General features: G+C 71.6%; 17 protein-coding genes. 13 read left to right on the forward strand and 4 right to left on the reverse strand.

Annotated elements, in window-relative coordinates; translation table 11 throughout:
- Positions 1–28: 28 nt before the first annotated feature.
- Positions 29–949 (reverse strand): NAD(P)/FAD-dependent oxidoreductase, encoded by a 921-nt coding sequence (locus QNO07_RS13865; protein WP_283992260.1) that lies wholly within the window; start codon positions 947–949, stop codon positions 29–31.
- A gap of 137 nt (positions 950–1086) precedes the next feature.
- On the opposite strand from QNO07_RS13865, the gene QNO07_RS13870 reads away from it, so the two are divergent.
- From QNO07_RS13870 to QNO07_RS13900, 7 genes are all read left to right on the forward strand, one after another.
- Positions 1087–1224: a hypothetical protein gene (locus tag QNO07_RS13870; protein WP_283992262.1), complete on the forward strand. Its 138-nt coding sequence runs from the start codon at positions 1087–1089 to the stop codon at positions 1222–1224.
- The gene (locus tag QNO07_RS13875) at positions 1218–1532 is read left to right on the forward strand and encodes a hypothetical protein (RefSeq protein ID WP_283992263.1); all 315 of its coding nucleotides are present in this window, start codon (positions 1218–1220) and stop codon (positions 1530–1532) included. Before QNO07_RS13870 ends, QNO07_RS13875 begins: the two co-directional genes overlap by 7 nt.
- 150 nt (positions 1533–1682) lie before the next feature.
- A complete protein-coding gene (locus QNO07_RS13880) occupies positions 1683–2234 on the forward strand; it encodes a hypothetical protein (RefSeq protein WP_283992264.1) in 552 nt (183 codons plus the stop codon).
- Positions 2235–2552: 318 nt separating this feature from the next.
- Positions 2553–4055, forward strand: coding sequence for a Y4yA family PLP-dependent enzyme (locus QNO07_RS13885; RefSeq protein WP_283992265.1), 1503 nt, complete (start codon positions 2553–2555; stop codon positions 4053–4055).
- A complete protein-coding gene (locus tag QNO07_RS13890; RefSeq protein ID WP_283992267.1) occupies positions 4052–5389 on the forward strand; it encodes a pyridoxal-phosphate dependent enzyme in 1338 nt (445 codons plus the stop codon). The genes QNO07_RS13885 and QNO07_RS13890 overlap by 4 nt, the downstream gene beginning before the upstream one ends.
- 14 nt (positions 5390–5403) lie before the next feature.
- A complete protein-coding gene (locus tag QNO07_RS13895) occupies positions 5404–6639 on the forward strand; it encodes an aminotransferase class V-fold PLP-dependent enzyme (protein ID WP_283992273.1) in 1236 nt (411 codons plus the stop codon).
- Positions 6640–6718: 79 nt separating this feature from the next.
- Positions 6719–7486: a class I SAM-dependent methyltransferase gene (locus QNO07_RS13900; RefSeq protein WP_283992275.1), complete on the forward strand. Its 768-nt coding sequence runs from the start codon at positions 6719–6721 to the stop codon at positions 7484–7486.
- A 43-nt stretch (positions 7487–7529) separates the two neighbouring features.
- Here QNO07_RS13900 and QNO07_RS13905 read toward each other — a convergent pair whose 3' ends face one another.
- Positions 7530–8087 carry a GNAT family N-acetyltransferase gene (locus QNO07_RS13905; RefSeq protein ID WP_283992277.1) on the reverse strand — a complete coding sequence of 186 codons (558 nt, stop codon included), beginning with the start codon at positions 8085–8087 and terminating at the stop codon, positions 7530–7532.
- A gap of 216 nt (positions 8088–8303) precedes the next feature.
- On the opposite strand from QNO07_RS13905, the gene QNO07_RS13910 reads away from it, so the two are divergent.
- From QNO07_RS13910 to QNO07_RS13930, 5 genes are all read left to right on the forward strand, one after another.
- Entirely contained in the window at positions 8304–8606 is a 303-nt protein-coding gene (locus QNO07_RS13910; RefSeq protein ID WP_283992278.1) for a hypothetical protein, read from the forward strand.
- Between the two features lie 249 nt (positions 8607–8855).
- The gene (locus QNO07_RS13915; protein ID WP_283992279.1) at positions 8856–9515 is read left to right on the forward strand and encodes a class I SAM-dependent methyltransferase; all 660 of its coding nucleotides are present in this window, start codon (positions 8856–8858) and stop codon (positions 9513–9515) included.
- A gap of 782 nt (positions 9516–10297) precedes the next feature.
- Positions 10298–11308: an alcohol dehydrogenase AdhP gene (gene adhP, locus QNO07_RS13920; protein ID WP_283992281.1), complete on the forward strand. Its 1011-nt coding sequence runs from the start codon at positions 10298–10300 to the stop codon at positions 11306–11308.
- 114 nt (positions 11309–11422) lie between these two features.
- Positions 11423–11755 carry a cupin domain-containing protein gene (locus QNO07_RS13925; protein ID WP_283992282.1) on the forward strand — a complete coding sequence of 111 codons (333 nt, stop codon included), beginning with the start codon at positions 11423–11425 and terminating at the stop codon, positions 11753–11755.
- Between the two features lie 76 nt (positions 11756–11831).
- Positions 11832–12209 (forward strand): hypothetical protein, encoded by a 378-nt coding sequence (locus QNO07_RS13930; protein WP_283992283.1) that lies wholly within the window; start codon positions 11832–11834, stop codon positions 12207–12209.
- A gap of 33 nt (positions 12210–12242) precedes the next feature.
- Here the strand turns inward: QNO07_RS13930 and QNO07_RS13935 are convergent, their stop codons facing one another.
- Both QNO07_RS13935 and QNO07_RS13940 read right to left on the reverse strand, forming a co-directional pair.
- Complete coding sequence (locus QNO07_RS13935; protein WP_283992284.1) at positions 12243–12530, reverse strand: amidohydrolase family protein; 288 nt, start codon at positions 12528–12530, stop codon at positions 12243–12245.
- A gap of 166 nt (positions 12531–12696) precedes the next feature.
- Positions 12697–14172, reverse strand: coding sequence for an amidohydrolase family protein (locus tag QNO07_RS13940; protein WP_283992285.1), 1476 nt, complete (start codon positions 14170–14172; stop codon positions 12697–12699).
- 117 nt (positions 14173–14289) lie between these two features.
- Between QNO07_RS13940 and QNO07_RS13945 the strand changes: the two genes are divergently transcribed.
- Complete coding sequence (locus QNO07_RS13945; protein ID WP_283992286.1) at positions 14290–14931, forward strand: TetR/AcrR family transcriptional regulator; 642 nt, start codon at positions 14290–14292, stop codon at positions 14929–14931.
- Positions 14932–15668 lie beyond the last annotated feature (737 nt).

The following is a 15668-nucleotide window of genomic DNA, read 5'->3' on the forward strand; positions in this document are numbered from 1 at the left end:
GCGGCGGCGCCCCCGCCACGGTCCGTGTTCAGCCGCCCAGGCCGGCGTCCTCGCGGAACAGTTCCTGGTCGAGCCAGACCGCTGCCCGTGCCCCGTCGGCGGCGCCCGTGATCACGAAGGTGAGCGCGTCCGGCAGGGCCTCCAGCCGGGCCATGTCGCCGGCGGCGAAGACCCCCGGCACCGAGGTGCGCTGGAACTCGTCCACCCGTACGCAGCCGTCGGGCAGGATCGTGCAGCCCAGCCGCTCGGCCAGGTCCGAGTGCTGCCGCGTCGGTGCCCGGTGGTAGACCGCCTGGCGCTCGACGACGTCCCCGTCCTTGAGTACCAGCCGCACCGCGCCCGCCTCCCCCTCGACGCGCGCCACGGGCCGTTCGTCGACGGAGATTCCAGCGGCGGCCAGCCGGGCCGCCGCCTGCTCCGGGACGGGGCGCCCGTTGGTGAGCACGACCACGTCGTCGCTGAACCGGTCGGCGACGTAGAGGGCCTGCATGACCTGGGGCAGTTCGTGCCCGAGCACGGCCAGGCTCAGGCCGCCGGTCTCCCAGCCGTGGCAGAACGGGCAGTGGTACACCCCCCGCCCGAACAGCGCGGACAGGCCCTCCACCTCCTCCAGCACGTCGACCTGGCCGGTGGCGAGGACCAGCTTGCGGCTCTGCACCACCGAACCGTCGGCAAGCGTGAGCGTGAGGCCCGCCGAGGTGGCAGCCGCGTCGGCGACCAGGGTGTCGCGTACCTCCACGTTCGGATAGGCGGTGAGCTGCTCGCGCCCGATGCGGCGCAACTCCGCGGGGGAGGAGCCGTCCCGGCTGAGGAACATGTGCATCTGCTCGGCGGGGGCGTTGCGCGGGCTGCCGGAGTCCAGCAGCAGTACCCGCCTGCGCTGGCGTCCGGACACCAGCGCGGAGTTGAGCCCCGCGGGCCCCCCGCCCACCACGATCACGTCGTACATCGTCGTCTCCCGTCGAAAAGGACCGCACCGCAGCGGTCATTGGTAATAGTTATCATTTTCATTCATTCGGTGGGCGGTCCCGATCCGCTCCACTGGGCCAGGTGGCAGGCAACAGGCAGCAGAAGAGGAACCCCCACATGAAGAACGAACCGACCGTCGGTGTCATCGGTGGCTACGGCGCGGTGGGAAGCGCCGCCGTACGCCGCCTGCACCGGGCGGGCGTCGCACCGCTGCTGGTCGCCGGCCGCGACCCGGCGCGGGCCGAGGCATGCTGAACGGACTGGGGCCGGGCGCAGCCGACGCGGACGTGCTCGCGGTGGACCTGGACGACCCCGCGTCCCTGGACCGTTTCGCCGAGTGCTGCGGACTTGTCGTCAACTGCGCCTGGCCGCCGGACCGCACGCCGGCACTGCGCACCCGGGACTCCTACGAACTGAGCGGGTTCGTCACCGCTCTCACCGCCCTGCGCGTCCTGGAGGGGGCCACCGCCCCGGGGGTGCACTTCGCCGCCGACGTCCTCGACGCGACGTCCACCGTGTCGGCGCTGGAGGCCGAACCGGCGGTCGAACTGCTGGCGACCTGAGCAGCGCGGGCCGGGGCGGGCCGCCCACGGCCTTTGGTGGGGCCGTGAACCCGACTGGCGCAGCGTCACCGACCGTCACCGACCGTCGGCGCCCTGGCGGCGGCCTTCCCGGCCCGGCTTGCCCGTGACGTGGAAGGCGTTGCGGCGGTCATGCCTGCCACCGCGCACGCGCCGATGTGGCCCTTTCACGTCGAGGTGCTGGGTGAGACGGTCGCCGTCACCTCGCGGATCTACCATGACGAGCCGCAGGGCCGGGTCGAGTCGACACTGACCGGGACTCAGCAGGTGGTCCTGCACTGCCTGTACTCCCGGCACCATGACGGCCGGGTCCGCCAACGCCACCTCGAACAACTCACGGCGTCGCAGGAGCCATGGGCCGTACCGTTCGTCGTGCAACTGGCCGGAGAGTACGTCCTGGAGATCATCCAGGCGATCACGCGGGGTCTGCCCGGGCTCATGGTTCCGGGCTCGCCCCAGCGTGTCCTGTACGGCGGATTCATCATCCGGAACCCTGAGTTCTTCGCACGTACGCAGCGGCGCATCGTCAGTTACTGGTCCTGTTACCACCGGTACAGGTACCCGGTGTTCAGCGCATATCCGGGAAGCGCCCTGGCCGAGGCGCTCCGATCCGCAGCAGCGGAGCAGAGCGGTGCCCGGTGGCCGCGCCACACCCCGCGGGCCGTCGATCCGGGCGTTCGCTGACGCCTGCCGGGGAACGTCTGAGGGCCCAGGAGCGTGGACGACTCCAGCACCGGGCGACGTGTGGTGAGCTCGCGGACGCGGCGCTCACCCGCGAGTCCGTCCAGGGGGCTCCCCGGCGGCCGGGCCGGCCCGCCACTCGTGCTCGGACGTGCCGCAAACGTGGTGAGCCGGACCGGCCAGGGCCCGGGCACGACCGCCCCCGGCTTCCACCAACGCGGCACCAGCCGAGTCGCGTTGACGCTTAGCGGCGCGTGCAGATGGAAACGACTACTCCCGAACGGCCGTCGCGTGACGGTCCGCCGATGTGGGAGGGGTTCTGTGGACGGCGCACCCTTGTACCTCCGGCCGCGACTGGAACCACCCCTCGCCGCACTGCTGGAGGCCGGACCGTTCCTGCACTCCCTGGCCGACGCCCTCGGGTCCCCGCTGAACGTGCTGCTTCCGGACGTGGTCGCGGAGAACGCCGCACGGTTCCGTGCCGTGTACCGCCGCCACCACCTCACCGGCCGGGTGTACTTCGCCCACAAGGCGAACCGGTCCAGCGCCCTGCTGCGCAGGCTCGCCGCCGAGGAGTCGCGCTCCGTCGGAGTCGACGTGGCCTCGACGGGGGAGTTGCAGCACGCCCTGAGCTGCGGGTTCACCGGCGACCGGGTGATGGCCACCGGGCCGAAGGACGCCGGGTTCCTGTGGCTGGCGGCCCGGGTGGGCGCCACGGTGAACCTCGACTCGCTCGGTGAGCTCGAACAACTGGCGTCCCTGGTCAGGGGACATGGGATGGAACGGGTCGAGGTGCTGGTGCGCCTGTCCGGTTTCGAGTCGGACTCCGTCTCCGATGGGGCGGGCACCCGGATGCTCTCGCGCCGCAGCCGCTTCGGCACGCCGGTACGGGACGTGGACGCCCTGTGGAAGGCACTGGAACGGCACGCGGACGCCGTCGAACTCATCGGTGCGGCCTACCACCTGGACACCACGGGCGCCGAGGAGAAGGCCCGCGCGCTGGAGCGCTGCGTGCTGCTGCTGGACGACTGCCGGGCGCGGGGCCTGACCCCGCGGGCCGTCGACATCGGCGGCGGTTTCGGTGTCGGCTACCTCGCCGACGCCGATGAGTGGGAGCGCTGGACCACCGCGCTGAGCGAGGCGGTGCTCGGCGAGCGGGCACCACTGACCTGGCGGGGCCACGGCTACGGTCTGCGCAACGAGGGCGGCACGGTCCGCGGCACCGCCGCGCTCTACCCCGCCCACCGCACCACCGCAGGGCCCGGCTACCTCGACGAACTGCTCTCGCGTCCCGCGCCGGTCCTGGGCCGGCCGCCGGCCACGCTCCTCCTGGAACACCTGCACGACCTGCACATCGAGCCCGGCCGCGCGCTCGTCGACCAGTGCGGCCTGTCGCTGGCGCGGGTGCTGGAGGTCAGCACCGCTGGGGATGAGCCCGCGCGCCATCTGGTGCGCCTCGGCATGAACGCCGGCGACGTGAGCCTGGAGGAGCACGGTGTGCTCGTCGACCCCGTGCTGATCCCCCGCGAGGGGCCCCAGGAGCCGGAGCAGACCGGCCCGGTGGGCGTGCACCTCGTCGGCAACCTCTGCCTGGAGGCGGACCTCATCACCCGCCGCACGGTGTTCCTGCCCCGGCTGCCGCGGGCGGGTGACCTGCTGGCCTTCGCCAACACGGCCGGCTACGCGATGGACTTCCGCGCCCACCACGCGCAGCGGCAGCCGGCCGCGCGGACGGTCGCGGTGCACAAGGACGGCGCAACGTGGCGCTGGTGCCCGGACGAGGACTACTGGCCGACCACCCACCCGCAGGGAGCGCCGTCATGAGGTACGACAGCATCACGGAGGCCATCGGCAACACGCCGCTGGTCCGAATCGACCCGGCCGTGCACGGGCTCCGCCACATCGACCTCTACGCCAAACTGGAGATGCTCAACCCGTTCGGCTCGGTCAAGGACCGGCCCGCCTGGCACATGGCCCGCCCGCACCTGGAGCGGGCAGGCGCCGGGGACGGGACGGTCGTGGAACTCTCCAGCGGCAACACGGCCAAGGCACTCGCCCTGCTGGCCGGCCTGCACGGGCTGAAGTTCAAGAGCGTCACCAACCGGATGCGCGTGCCCGAGATCAAGGAACTGCTGCTGCTCCTCGGCGCCGAGATCGAGGAACTGCCCGGCCGGAGCGAGTGCCTGGACCCGACGGACACCGACGACCCGCTGACCCTCTTCCACCAGGCGCTCTCGGAGCCGGGCAGCACCTACCTGCACACCGACCAGTACTTCAACCCGCGCAACGCCGAGGCGCACGCGGCCGGGACCGGGCCCGAGATCGTCAAGGACCTGGACGGCAGGGCGCCGGACTGGTTCGTCGCCTGCGTCGGCACGGCGGGGTCCTCCACCGGCGTCGCCAAGGTCCTGCGGGAGCACGATCCCGACGTGCGTGTACTCGGGCTGGTCGCCCACAAGTCCGACTTCATACCCGGCATCCGCACCATCGACGAGGTCCACCAGGTGGGCCTGTTCGACCCGGCGACCTACGACTCCATCGACTCGGTCACCTCGCAGGAGGCGATCGACGGGATGGTCACCCTCATCCGCCGCTGCGGACTGCTGACCGGACCGACCGGCGGTGCCGCCTACCAGGGGGCGGTACGCCGACTGGCGGCCGTCGACGCGGAACTGGCCGGCACCGGGCGCCGCCAGAGCGCCGTGTTCATCGTGTGCGACCGGGCCGAGAGCTATCTGAGTTACGTCCGCGAGCGGCGTCCGGAACTCCTGGGCAGGCGACGCCGGGGTCAGGACGTCTCCGCGCTCACCGACGCCGAGGCGCGCGCGGAGGGCGAAGCCGTCGACCCCGGGGAGGCCCGGCGCTGGATGGCGCAGGCCGATCCCCGGCCGCTCGTCGTCGACCTGCGCAGCCCGCACGCGTACGCCGCCCTGCACATCGAGGGCTCGGTCAACATCGTCGACGAGGTGTTCGAGGAGCTGGCCCGCGGCGGGCTGCCGTTCAGCAAGAGCACTCCCGTGCTGCTGGCCTGCCCCGTCGGGGAGAAGTCGCTGCGCTACGCGGCGTTGCTGACCCGCATGGGCCACCCCGAGGTGCGCAGCCTCGCGGGTGGGATCGTCGCCTGGCGTGATGCGGGCGCACCGCTGGTGCGGGAGTGAGGAGGCCGAGGACGGTGGCACCGGACGTGCACCACGGCGGAGGACACGATGGGGATCACGACGAGGACGGCGCCTGGCAGCGTGCGCTGCGCGAGCAGTTCCCGATCGTCACCGCGCACCCGGACACGGCGTACCTGGACAGCGCGGCGACCTCGCAGAAACCGCGGGCCGTGCTGGAGGCGGTCCAGACCTACCTCACCACCTCCAACGCCAACGCCGGGCGGGGAACCTACCCCTGGGCCAACCGCACCACGGAACTGGTGGAGCGGACCCGGGCCCGGGTCAAGGAGTTCCTCCACGACCCCGGGCCGGACCGCTCCGGGGTGCACTTCACCAGCGGCACCACCGACGGCCTGCGCATGGTCGCCCGCGACTGGCTGGTGCCCCACCTCACCGACGGCGACGAGATCCTCGTCCCCCACGCCGACCACCAGGCCAACCTCGCCCCCTGGCTGGAGGCCCGACACCTGCTCGCCGCCCGCGGCGTCGACGTGAAGGTCCGGGCCCTGCCTTACCAGGCAGCCTCGGGCGACTACGACCACCGCGCGCTCGGTACGGCGGTCGGCCCCCGGACCCGCTTCGTCGCCGCCACGCACATCCACCACGTCTTCGGCGGCGACATGAACGTGCACCGCATCCGTGCCGCCGTCGGCCCGGACGTGCCGATCTGCCTGGACGCCGCGCAGAGCGTCGGCCACCTGCCCGTCCGGGTCGACGATCCGGCGCTCGACGTCGACTTCGTGGTCTTCTCGGGTCACAAGGCGATGGCGCTGCCCGGAACGGGCGCGGTCTGGGCGCGCAACACCCGAGGACCGGTGCTGCGGCCCGCCGGTTGGCAGGGCACCCCGAACACCGTCGGCATCGTGTCGCTGCTGGCAGCGCTCGACTGGCTCGACGAGGCCGGAACGGACCGGATCGCCCGTCACACCGCCCGCCTCACCACCCGCCTGACCGACCGGCTGCGCCACCTCGACGCCTACGAGGTGCTCGGCTGCCAGTCCAGCCTGGCCGCCGACTCCGCGGTGCCGGGTGGCCAACGCCGCCACGGCATCGTCACCTTCCGGCACCGGGACATCCCCTCGGACGACCTCGGCTTCATCCTCTACAGCCACGGCTTCATGGTGCGCGCCGACAGCCTGTGCCAGGCCGGTGCCACGGACCGGGACGGCTCGGTCCGGGTGAGCCTGCACCTGTACAACACCGCGCAGGAGATCGACCGTCTGCTCGACGTGATCGAGTCGCTGACCTGAGCGTGTAAGTGAAAACCGTTTTCACCTGTACATTGCGTGGTAGCCACGACAGGCGAGTGACGGAAGAGGTGACGCGGCCATGGGCGTGAGCATGGCGACGGCCGGTTCCTGGGTGGAACGCTGGGAACGTCAGCAGCAGCGGTACGCGGTGGACCGTGAGGAGCGGTTCACCGTGATCACGGACGTCGTCGAGCATCTCACGGCCGCCCGGAGCCGCCCGCTCGTCCTGGATCTGGGCTGCGGCCCGGGCTCCCTGTCCGCCCGGCTCGCCCGCCGCCTGCCCGGCGCGGACATCGTCGCCGTCGACATGGACCCCGTACTGCTGGAGCTGGGCCGCACCCACCATGCGGACGCCGCCCGGTTCGTCGACGCTGTGATCGGCGCGGACGGCTGGGTCCAGGCCCTCGGCCTGGACCGCCCGCTCGACGCCGCCGTGTCGACGACGGCACTGCACTACCTTGCCGAGCCGGACCTGCTGGACGTCTACCGCAGCGTCGCCGCCCTGCTCCGCCCCGGGGGCGCCCTCGTCAACGGGGACCACTTCCCGCCGGAAGGGGAGCGCTGCTCGGACCTGACAGCCTGTGTAGGGCGGCGCCGGGCCGAACGGACAGGCGGCGACCGCCACGAGGACTGGCAGTCCTGGTGGCGGGCGGCAGCCGAGGAGCCAGAGCTGGCCGACCTGTTCGTGCAGCGGGAGCAGCGCCGCGCGACGCCCGGCGGCGTCGGTGGGGACGAGGACCTCTCCGTGCGCCGCCACACCGAGCTGCTGCACCGGGCGGGCTTCGCCCACGTGACGCCGGTGTGGCAGGTCGGCGACAGCTGCGTGCTTGCAGCCGTCAAGGGCTGACCGGTCCCGTTTCGGGGCGGGGGGAACGTCACGCCCCGCGGTGTCACAGGGCGAGACTCATCAGGACGTCGTCGCGGTCGTCGCCGGGTGCCAGTCGCAGTGCGCCCGGCCAGCGGCCGACCTCCGTCCAGCCGGCCTTTCGGTAGAAGTCCTCCAGTCCCAGGCCGCTCCTGGCCGAGAGCTTGAGCCGTTCCAGCTGCATCTCCTCCCGCGCGACGACCCGGACGCGGTGCATGAGGGCGGCTCCGACTCCCCTGCCGCGCAGGCGGACGTGGGTCTGGACGTGGTTCACCACGCCGCAGTGCGCTTCCAGCGGGTGCGCCTCGCGTCGCAGGAGCAGCCACCCCGCGAGCGCGCCGTCGAGTGTGGCCACGAGCAGCCTGCTCCGCGCGGGGTGCAGGTCATCGGCGATCCGGTCCAGGGCCGGTTCGACGTCCGCCGGTGTCAGCGGGGGCAGCGGGCACCCGGAGGGGATGACCGCGCCGCCGCCGTTGGCCACGGAGGCCCAGCAGGCAGCGATCTCCCGTCTGACGGCGCCGGAGACGTCGGCCGGCCGGAGGAGCTGCGCGAAGGCGGGAGCGGAGACCTCGGATGCTGTCACGACCAGTAGCGTGCCAGACGGCCCCCGCTCCCACGGACGGAACGCTCTGGACCACTGCCCCCACGGAAGGCGCGGCAGCGGGTCCTGCGGAGGACGGTCCGGCATGTCGCGGAAGCTCCGCATGCCCTGTTTGCCTACATGTCCTATCTTGGCCTGGCGTCGCAGAGGCGGTCGTCGAGAGGACGGCTGCCCGGACGACCGGATTCGGAGTACGTCATGACGTCCGCCACTGAACACCGCGTCCACGAGGGCCACGGCCACCGGCACCAGGAAGGCTGCGGGCACGTCGCCGTCCCGCACGATGACCACGTGGACTACGTCCACGACGGGCACCTGCACCGAGCCCACGACGGTCACGTCGACGAGTGCACGGTCCCCGGCCACCAGCCGCACGAGGGCCACGGCCATGACCACGGCCAGGGGTGCGGGCACGTCGCCGTGCCGCACGATGACCACGTGGACTTCGTCCACGACGGACACCGCCACGCCGCGCACGAAGGCCACTGGGACGACCACTGACCGACCGGGCGGGTAGTACCGCGCCCGGGCAGGGCATGGGCGGCGGCACTGCGAGCAGGGGGCCGTCCGGGCACACACCGGGCGGCCTCTCGCCGTGCCTGCCCTCAGCCCAGGGGCTCGGACGGGGACCGAGAACGCCCGCGTGAGCGATGCGCCGCCTGGACAACGGGACACGCGGGCTTGACAGGGCACAGCACTTCCCCGAAACCGAAGGGAAGGCGTGCCCGCCACGGGGGAGAGGTGGAGCGGATGGTCGACGCGCAGGCGAACTGGCGCGCTCACTGGGACAGGTCGGCGGCCTTCTACGACACGAACATGAAGCTCTGGGACCGGTTGCTGTTCTCCGGCCAACGGGAGTGGGCCTGCGGCCGGGCGGTCGGGCAGGTGCTCGAGGTCGCCATCGGCACCGGGCGCAACCTGCCGTTCTACCCCGACGGGCTCCCGCTGACCGGTATCGACGTCAGCGGCAGGATGCTGGAGTTGGCGCGAGCGCGTGCCGACGGTCTGCGGCGCGAGGTCGACCTGCGGCAGGCGGACGCACATCAACTGCCCTTCGAGGACGCCAGCTTCGACACCGTGGTGTGCACGCTCAGCCTGTGCGCGATCCCCGACGTCGACCAGGCGGTCCGTGAGATCCACCGGGTGCTCAGGGACGGCGGCCGGTTCGTGAGCGTCGACCATGTGGTCAGTCCCCACTGGCTGCTGCGCAGGATGCAGGGCGGCATCGAGCGGTTCAGCGTGCCCTCGGCGGGTGAACACCTGCGGCGCCGGCCGATCGGGAACGTCCGTGCCGCCGGGTTCGTCATCGAGGAGTCGGCCCGCCTCAGGGGCGGACACGTGGAGCGCCTGCACGCCACCAAGAGCCGGGAGCGACCGGGAGCGGGACGGGAACCGGGGAGCGGAGGCTGACGCTGCCGGCCGCCCTGGCTCCCGTGGGCGCGTGCTCTCCATGTCCCTGGCCGCGAGTACCAGCGATTCGCAGAGAGGTCCCCCATGACTGATCACTACCCGTACCGCATAGCGAGCCGGAGGGGACCTCACGCTGATCTGGCGGCCCGGGGAGGGAGATGATCCCGACTCGCTGGCCGTTGACGACGCCGGGGGGCTCCTCGCCTTCCACCACCGCAGAACGCTGCACGAACTCTGTGACCGCAACGGCTGGAACCTCATCCGGGAGGGCGAAGCCACACTCGACCTGGACGCCGTACGGCGGTGGGTCGAGCACCCCGACCGTGGCGCGGTATCGGTCGGACTGCTGCTTGAGGCCTGGAACTTCTTCGACGACCTCTTCCACAGCCTGAAAGCCGACCCGCCCCTTCCCGGCCGGGCGCCGGTCCATGACGGCGCCTACGAGAAGATCTTCAACGGTGAAGCGCTCGCCCCGAGCGCCGGCGAGGGAGCCCGGACGGATGAGGAGGTCGCGGCCGTGCGTGAACTCCTCCGGGCAGGGTTGGATCTCTGGAGGCAGGCCGGGCACGGCACCGACACCGTCTGACCGGCCGCAGCAGCGGTGGTGAAGGGCGCTGACGTCGGTGCGGTCACCCGGACGACCCCTCGGCGGTCGCCAAGCTCCGTCAGGGTGCAGGGCCGAGTGGCCCCTCTGCCGGGACGTCCGGGACCTGCCCTCAAGCCGGGCCGTGTCGGACCCTGGAGGTGCACCGCACGAGCAGGCAGTACTCAAGGAGTATGTGATGAAGGCAGCAGTCGTCCGGTCCTTCGGTGAGCCGCTGGTGATCGAGGAGCGCCCCGACCCGCAGCCCGGCCCAGGTGAGGTCCGCGTCCGGCTTGAGGCTTCCGGGCTGTGCCACACCGACATCCACGCCGCGAACGGCGACTGGCCGGTCAAGCCGGCCCCGCCGTTCGTCCCCGGCCACGAGGGTGTCGGCATCGTCGAGGAGCTCGGCGACGGAGTGACCCACCTGGCCGTCGGGCAGCGGGTCGCCGTGCCCTGGCTGGGCTGGGCCTGCGGGCGGTGCGAGCACTGCCTGTCCGGCTGGGAGACGCTGTGCGAACAGCAGCACAACACCGGCTACAGCATGGACGGCGGGTACGCGGAGAAGATGCTCGCCCCCGCCGACTTCGCCGCTGTGGTCCCCGACGGGATCGACCCGCGTGACGCCGCCCCGCTGACCTGCGCGGGTGTGACCACGTACAAGGCGCTGAAGGTCGCCGGGGTCCGGCCGACCCAGCTGGTGGCGATCTCCGGTGTCGGCGGCCTCGGGCACCTGGCCGTGCAGTACGCCAAGATCGCCGGAGCGACCGTCGCCGCGATCGACGTCACCGACGACAAGCTGGAACTGGCCCGGGAGCTCGGCGCCGACATCCTCATCGACGCCCGCAAGGAGGACCCGGCCGAGGTGCTCAAGCGGCACGGCGGCGCCCACGCGGCCATCGCGCTGGCCGTCAACGAGCAGGCGTTCGCCTCCGCCTACGCGGGACTGCGGCGCGGCGGCAAACTCATCATGGTCGCCCTGCCCGCCGGCGGGACCATCCAGGTGCCGATCTTCGACACCGTGCTGAACGGCACCTCCGTCATCGGCTCCATCGTCGGCACCCGTCAGGACCTCGACGAGGTCTTCCAGCTGCACGCCGCCGGACGCACCAAGGTGATCTACGAGACCCGGTCGCTGGAGAGCGTGAACGAGTCCATCGCCGAGGTCCTCGACGGGCAGGTCAAGGCACGCATCGTCTTCGAGATGTGACCAGCCGACTCCCTGCCGGAACGCCGGCACCGTGGCGGCGTCCGCCACCACGGCCGGCACGGCGTGCCGGAGGCCCACCGGACCACATCCGCTGAACCACGGAGGCCGGGAACCATGCAGAAGCTCTCACTCGACGCACTGGCCCGCGAGCACCTGGAACGCGCCACCGCCGCCTCCACCGGCCGCAGCGCCGCCACCGTGTACGGCGGCCACGAACACGTCCTGCGCCAGACCGTGCTCGCGCTGACCGCCGGCACCTCGCTCGCCGACCACGACAGCCCCGGCGAGGCGACCCTGCTGGTGCTGCGCGGACGCGTCCGGCTCACCAGCGGCGACACGTCCTGGGAAGGCCGTGCCGGCGACCTCCTCACCATCCCCGAGGCCCGCCACGGTCTGCAGGCGATCGAAGACGCGGCAGTGCTGCTCACCGTCGCCAAACACGACTGACCTACGAACCACCGACAACCGACCCCGGAACGCAACTCCGCGATCCGCCCGCCGCACCTTCAGCAGAGGAACCGACATGACCAGCGATGACACCCAGGCCGCAACCACGGTGAGGCTGCGCTGCGACGGCGCCGTGGACGAGGACACCCTCGCCTACGCACGCACCAAGATCGACGCCGTGCTGAGCCGGCCGGGCCTGCCCACCACCACCGGCGAGGTACGGATCGTGCGGGCAGCTGCCCACCACACCGACCTCCCCTGGTCGGCCACGGCCGACCTGCACGTCGGCACCCGACAGGTGGTCGTCCATGCCGAGCAGGCCACCGGCCGCGAACTCGTCGACCAACTCCAGGACCGCCTGCGCCGCCAGACCGACAAGGCCGCCCACACCTGGGACACCCGCCGCCGGACCACGGCACCGCCGTGGCGCGGCAGCGATCAGCGCCCGGCGTGAGCCCCCGATGAGCGCCGGGCCCGCCCTTGGGCTCTACTTGAACCCAAGGCCCTCTACCTCATGTTCCAGCGCGGCGACCGCGAGGTCGGGGTGTTGCAGCGGGAAGACGCCCACCCCTGCGAGCTGCCCGGGCCGCTGCGCGCAGTGCGCGGCGACCCCCTCGTTGACGGCGTGGCTCAGGTTCATGGCCTGGGCGGCGCCGGCCCAGTAGTGGTACTGCGCCGGGGTGACCGACACCAGCTGGAAGTCGATCCCCGTACGGGCCATGTCGGCCAGCCGGACCTCGGCGTAGACGAGGCTGGGGATCCGCTCCTGGACCATGGGGACCGACACCATGGCCGACTTCCGGCCCTGGCGCCGCAGTTCCACCTGTCGCTGCCGGTCGGGGCCACGCTGCCCGCCGCCATCGCCTCGTCCTGAGGGAGCAGGGCATGCGCATGGACGTCGAAGGTCATCTCGCCGCCGGTGTTCCCGATTGGACCGCCGCTCATGCTGCACCGCCCTCGGTGGTCTGCGCCGCCCAGGCGGGCGCGTTGGCCTCCGCCGCCTGCGCCATCTGCTGGAGCAGTCCCTCCGGGCGCTCGGGCAGACAGCCGCCGCGCGCCTCAATGCGCGGTTCGAGGCGCTCCCAGGCGCTCTCGACCTCGAGCACCGCTCGCGCGGAGCGCTCACCGGTCAGGCGCCCGCGCTTCTTGACGATCTCGCCGCCGACCAGGACCGTGTCGATGTCCGAGGCGCGCGACTGCATCACGATTGTCGCCATCGGGTCTACGACCGGCCGCTGGTGCACGCCGTCCGTGCGCAGCAGCACGATGTCGGCCGCCTTCCCCGGTTCCAGCGAGCCTGTGACGGAGCCGAGGCCGAGGACCTCCGCGCCGCCGAGGGTCGCGTGATGGAGCACGTCACATGGGCCGAGGTGCGGGGAGCCGAGCGCGCCGGTGCCGTACGGCGACTCCAGCGCTGCCTGATGGCGGTGGGCGTTCTCCGCGTGCAGGGCGAGCCGCATCCAGACGAAGGGGTCGGCGGAGTTGTTGGCCTGAATGTCCGTGCCCAGGCCAGAAGGGATGCCGAGTTCGGCGGCGCGAGCGAAGACCGGTAAGCCCAGGCCCATCTGGAGTTCGGTCTCCGGGGTGCTGGACACTCCGGCGCCGCTGTCAGCCAGCAGCTTCAGCTCCGTGTCGGAGGCCGCGTTGACGTGCGCGTGGATCTGGCCGGGGCCGAGCAGCCCGTCCCGGTGGAGCCACTCGATCTCCGGCGCGCGCACGGCACCCCACCGCGAGTCGGTGTGCGCAGTTGCCGTCAGCCCGAGCTCCCTGGCCAGCAGGAACTCGGTGCGTGTGACGTCCCACGGGACGCCGCCGATGTCGTTGACGGCGACCCCGAGCCGAACGAGGGCGCGGGCGTCGTCGGCGGCGAAGCGCTCGGTGCGCAGGGCCCGCAGGTCCCCGAGCCGGTCCCCGTGGGAGGCGAAGTGCGGCGTAGGGGACGGTGCTTCGGTCATGCCGTAGCACCACAGGGTGCGGATGCCGACGTCGGTGACGGCACGTACGCCCTCGCGGGCGTGGTCGGGGGTGTTCACTACGTGTGCGAAGTCGATCGTCGTCGTGATGCCGGCGTCCAGCGCCGCGACCGCACCGGCGTACGTACTGGCGTACACGTCCTCAGGCTGCTGGGCTCCGGCGTGGTGGAAGCGCATGCCCCAGGCGAAGTCGAGGATGTTCCACTCGGCGGTCATCCCGCGCAGGACCGTCTCCCACAGGTGGTGGTGGGTATCGACGAAGCCCGGCAGGACGTACGTACCGGCCGCATCGACGACCCGGGCCGTCTCCGGCGTGCCACTGATCTCCGGGGTGATCCGGGTGATCGTCCCGTTCTCGATCAGGACGTCGGCGCGGAGCATGCGGCCGTCGCGCGGGGCGCCGACCAGCACGGTGCCACCCCTGATCAGCGTGGTTGAAGTCATGACTGTGCCTCCCTGGCAAAGGGCTGGGTGAACCGTCGATGTGAATGTCTTTAACATCACCGTAGCTGGTAATGTTAAAAGCCTCAACATTGGCAGAGGGTGGAGAGGAGGACGCAGATGGCAGGGAAGCGGACGGCCACCGGCCGCAAGGAACGGGGAGGCGAGGGTGGACAACGTTCCTACCACCACGGCGACCTGCGCCGCGCCATCATGAACGCCGTCCTCGAACTCGTCCGCGAGCGCGGGTTGAACGGCTTCACCCTCTCCGAAGCGGCCCGCCGCGCCGGCGTCTCGGTCGCCGCCCCCTACCGGCACTTCGCGGACCGGGACGCAGTGATCACCGCCGCCGCAACCGAGGGCTTCACCACCCTGGCGGACACTCTCGAGAAGGTCGTAGGCGCTCACGCCGATCATCCCGCGGCGCTCCCGGAGGAGTTGAGCGCCGCCTACGTCGGCTTCGCCACCGCCTCACCGGCCCGCTTCATCCTGATCTTCGCCTCGGGCCTCGACAAGTCCCGCGACGCCCAGTTGCAGGCCGCGGCCGACCGCACGTACCCGCCCCTGCTGGCAGCCGTCACCCACCTGCCCGCCGATCCAGAGGCAGCCGCGAGCCGCCTGTGGGCCATCGCTCACGGCGTCGCCAACCTCGCAGTCAACGACCTCCTCGCCTCCCACTTCGCCACCGGCGAGGACGCGGAAGCCGTCGTCCGCTCCACCGTCCGTGACTGGGCCACCGGTCTGACCGTCTCTCCCTCGTGACGGGCGACCGGCTCGCACGGGCCTCAGTGAAACCTCTGCGCAGGGCATCGCTACGAGCTGGGTCCTCAACGCCCCCGAGCCGCTCAGCAGCGACTTCAAGTACTACTCCAGTAACCAGCTCGACGAGGTCCGTCGGGTGTGGAGGAAGTTCAAGGCGCTCCCGGGGGACGAACAACGCTCACTGATCACCAGGATGCACCGTGGCGCGGTCGCCTGCGAGGGCGACCCCTTCGCCGCGCTGGGCGGCGAGGCCGTGAGGTGAGATGGCTGATCGTGTACACGCCTGCCGATTCGCCTTCTGCTCAGGCGGCCGCTGGACCGTCGAGGCCCCGAACCACGTCAGGGACGTCACCTTCACCGAGGACGCCTCCCAGCTGCGGACGGAAACGCGCCCCGAGCAACGGCCAACTGTAGAAACCTCGCGATCGGAGCCTTCCGCCTCGCCGGCATCCGCAACGTCGCGCCGGACTCCGACGGGCAGCCCGAGACCACACCCGACCCCTCGCCCTCCTCGGCCACACATGATCAAAACGGACGACACTGAACCACGCCGCTATATGCTCACCTCGTGCCGAAAGCTGGCAGCGGGGTGCGGCGCCATCAACGGTCTGCTTGGGGAGCGGGGGACCGGCTCGCGAGCCGAAACTCCCCGGATTCTCCCCAGCGCCGGTGACCGGTGATTCCTGCCTCCACGCCCCGGAGAAGTCGTCCGTGGATTATAAGGTTGAAGAGATAGG

The sequence above is a fragment of the Streptomyces sp. 549 genome (genome assembly GCF_030124175.1).
Classification (GTDB): domain Bacteria; phylum Actinomycetota; class Actinomycetes; order Streptomycetales; family Streptomycetaceae; genus Streptomyces.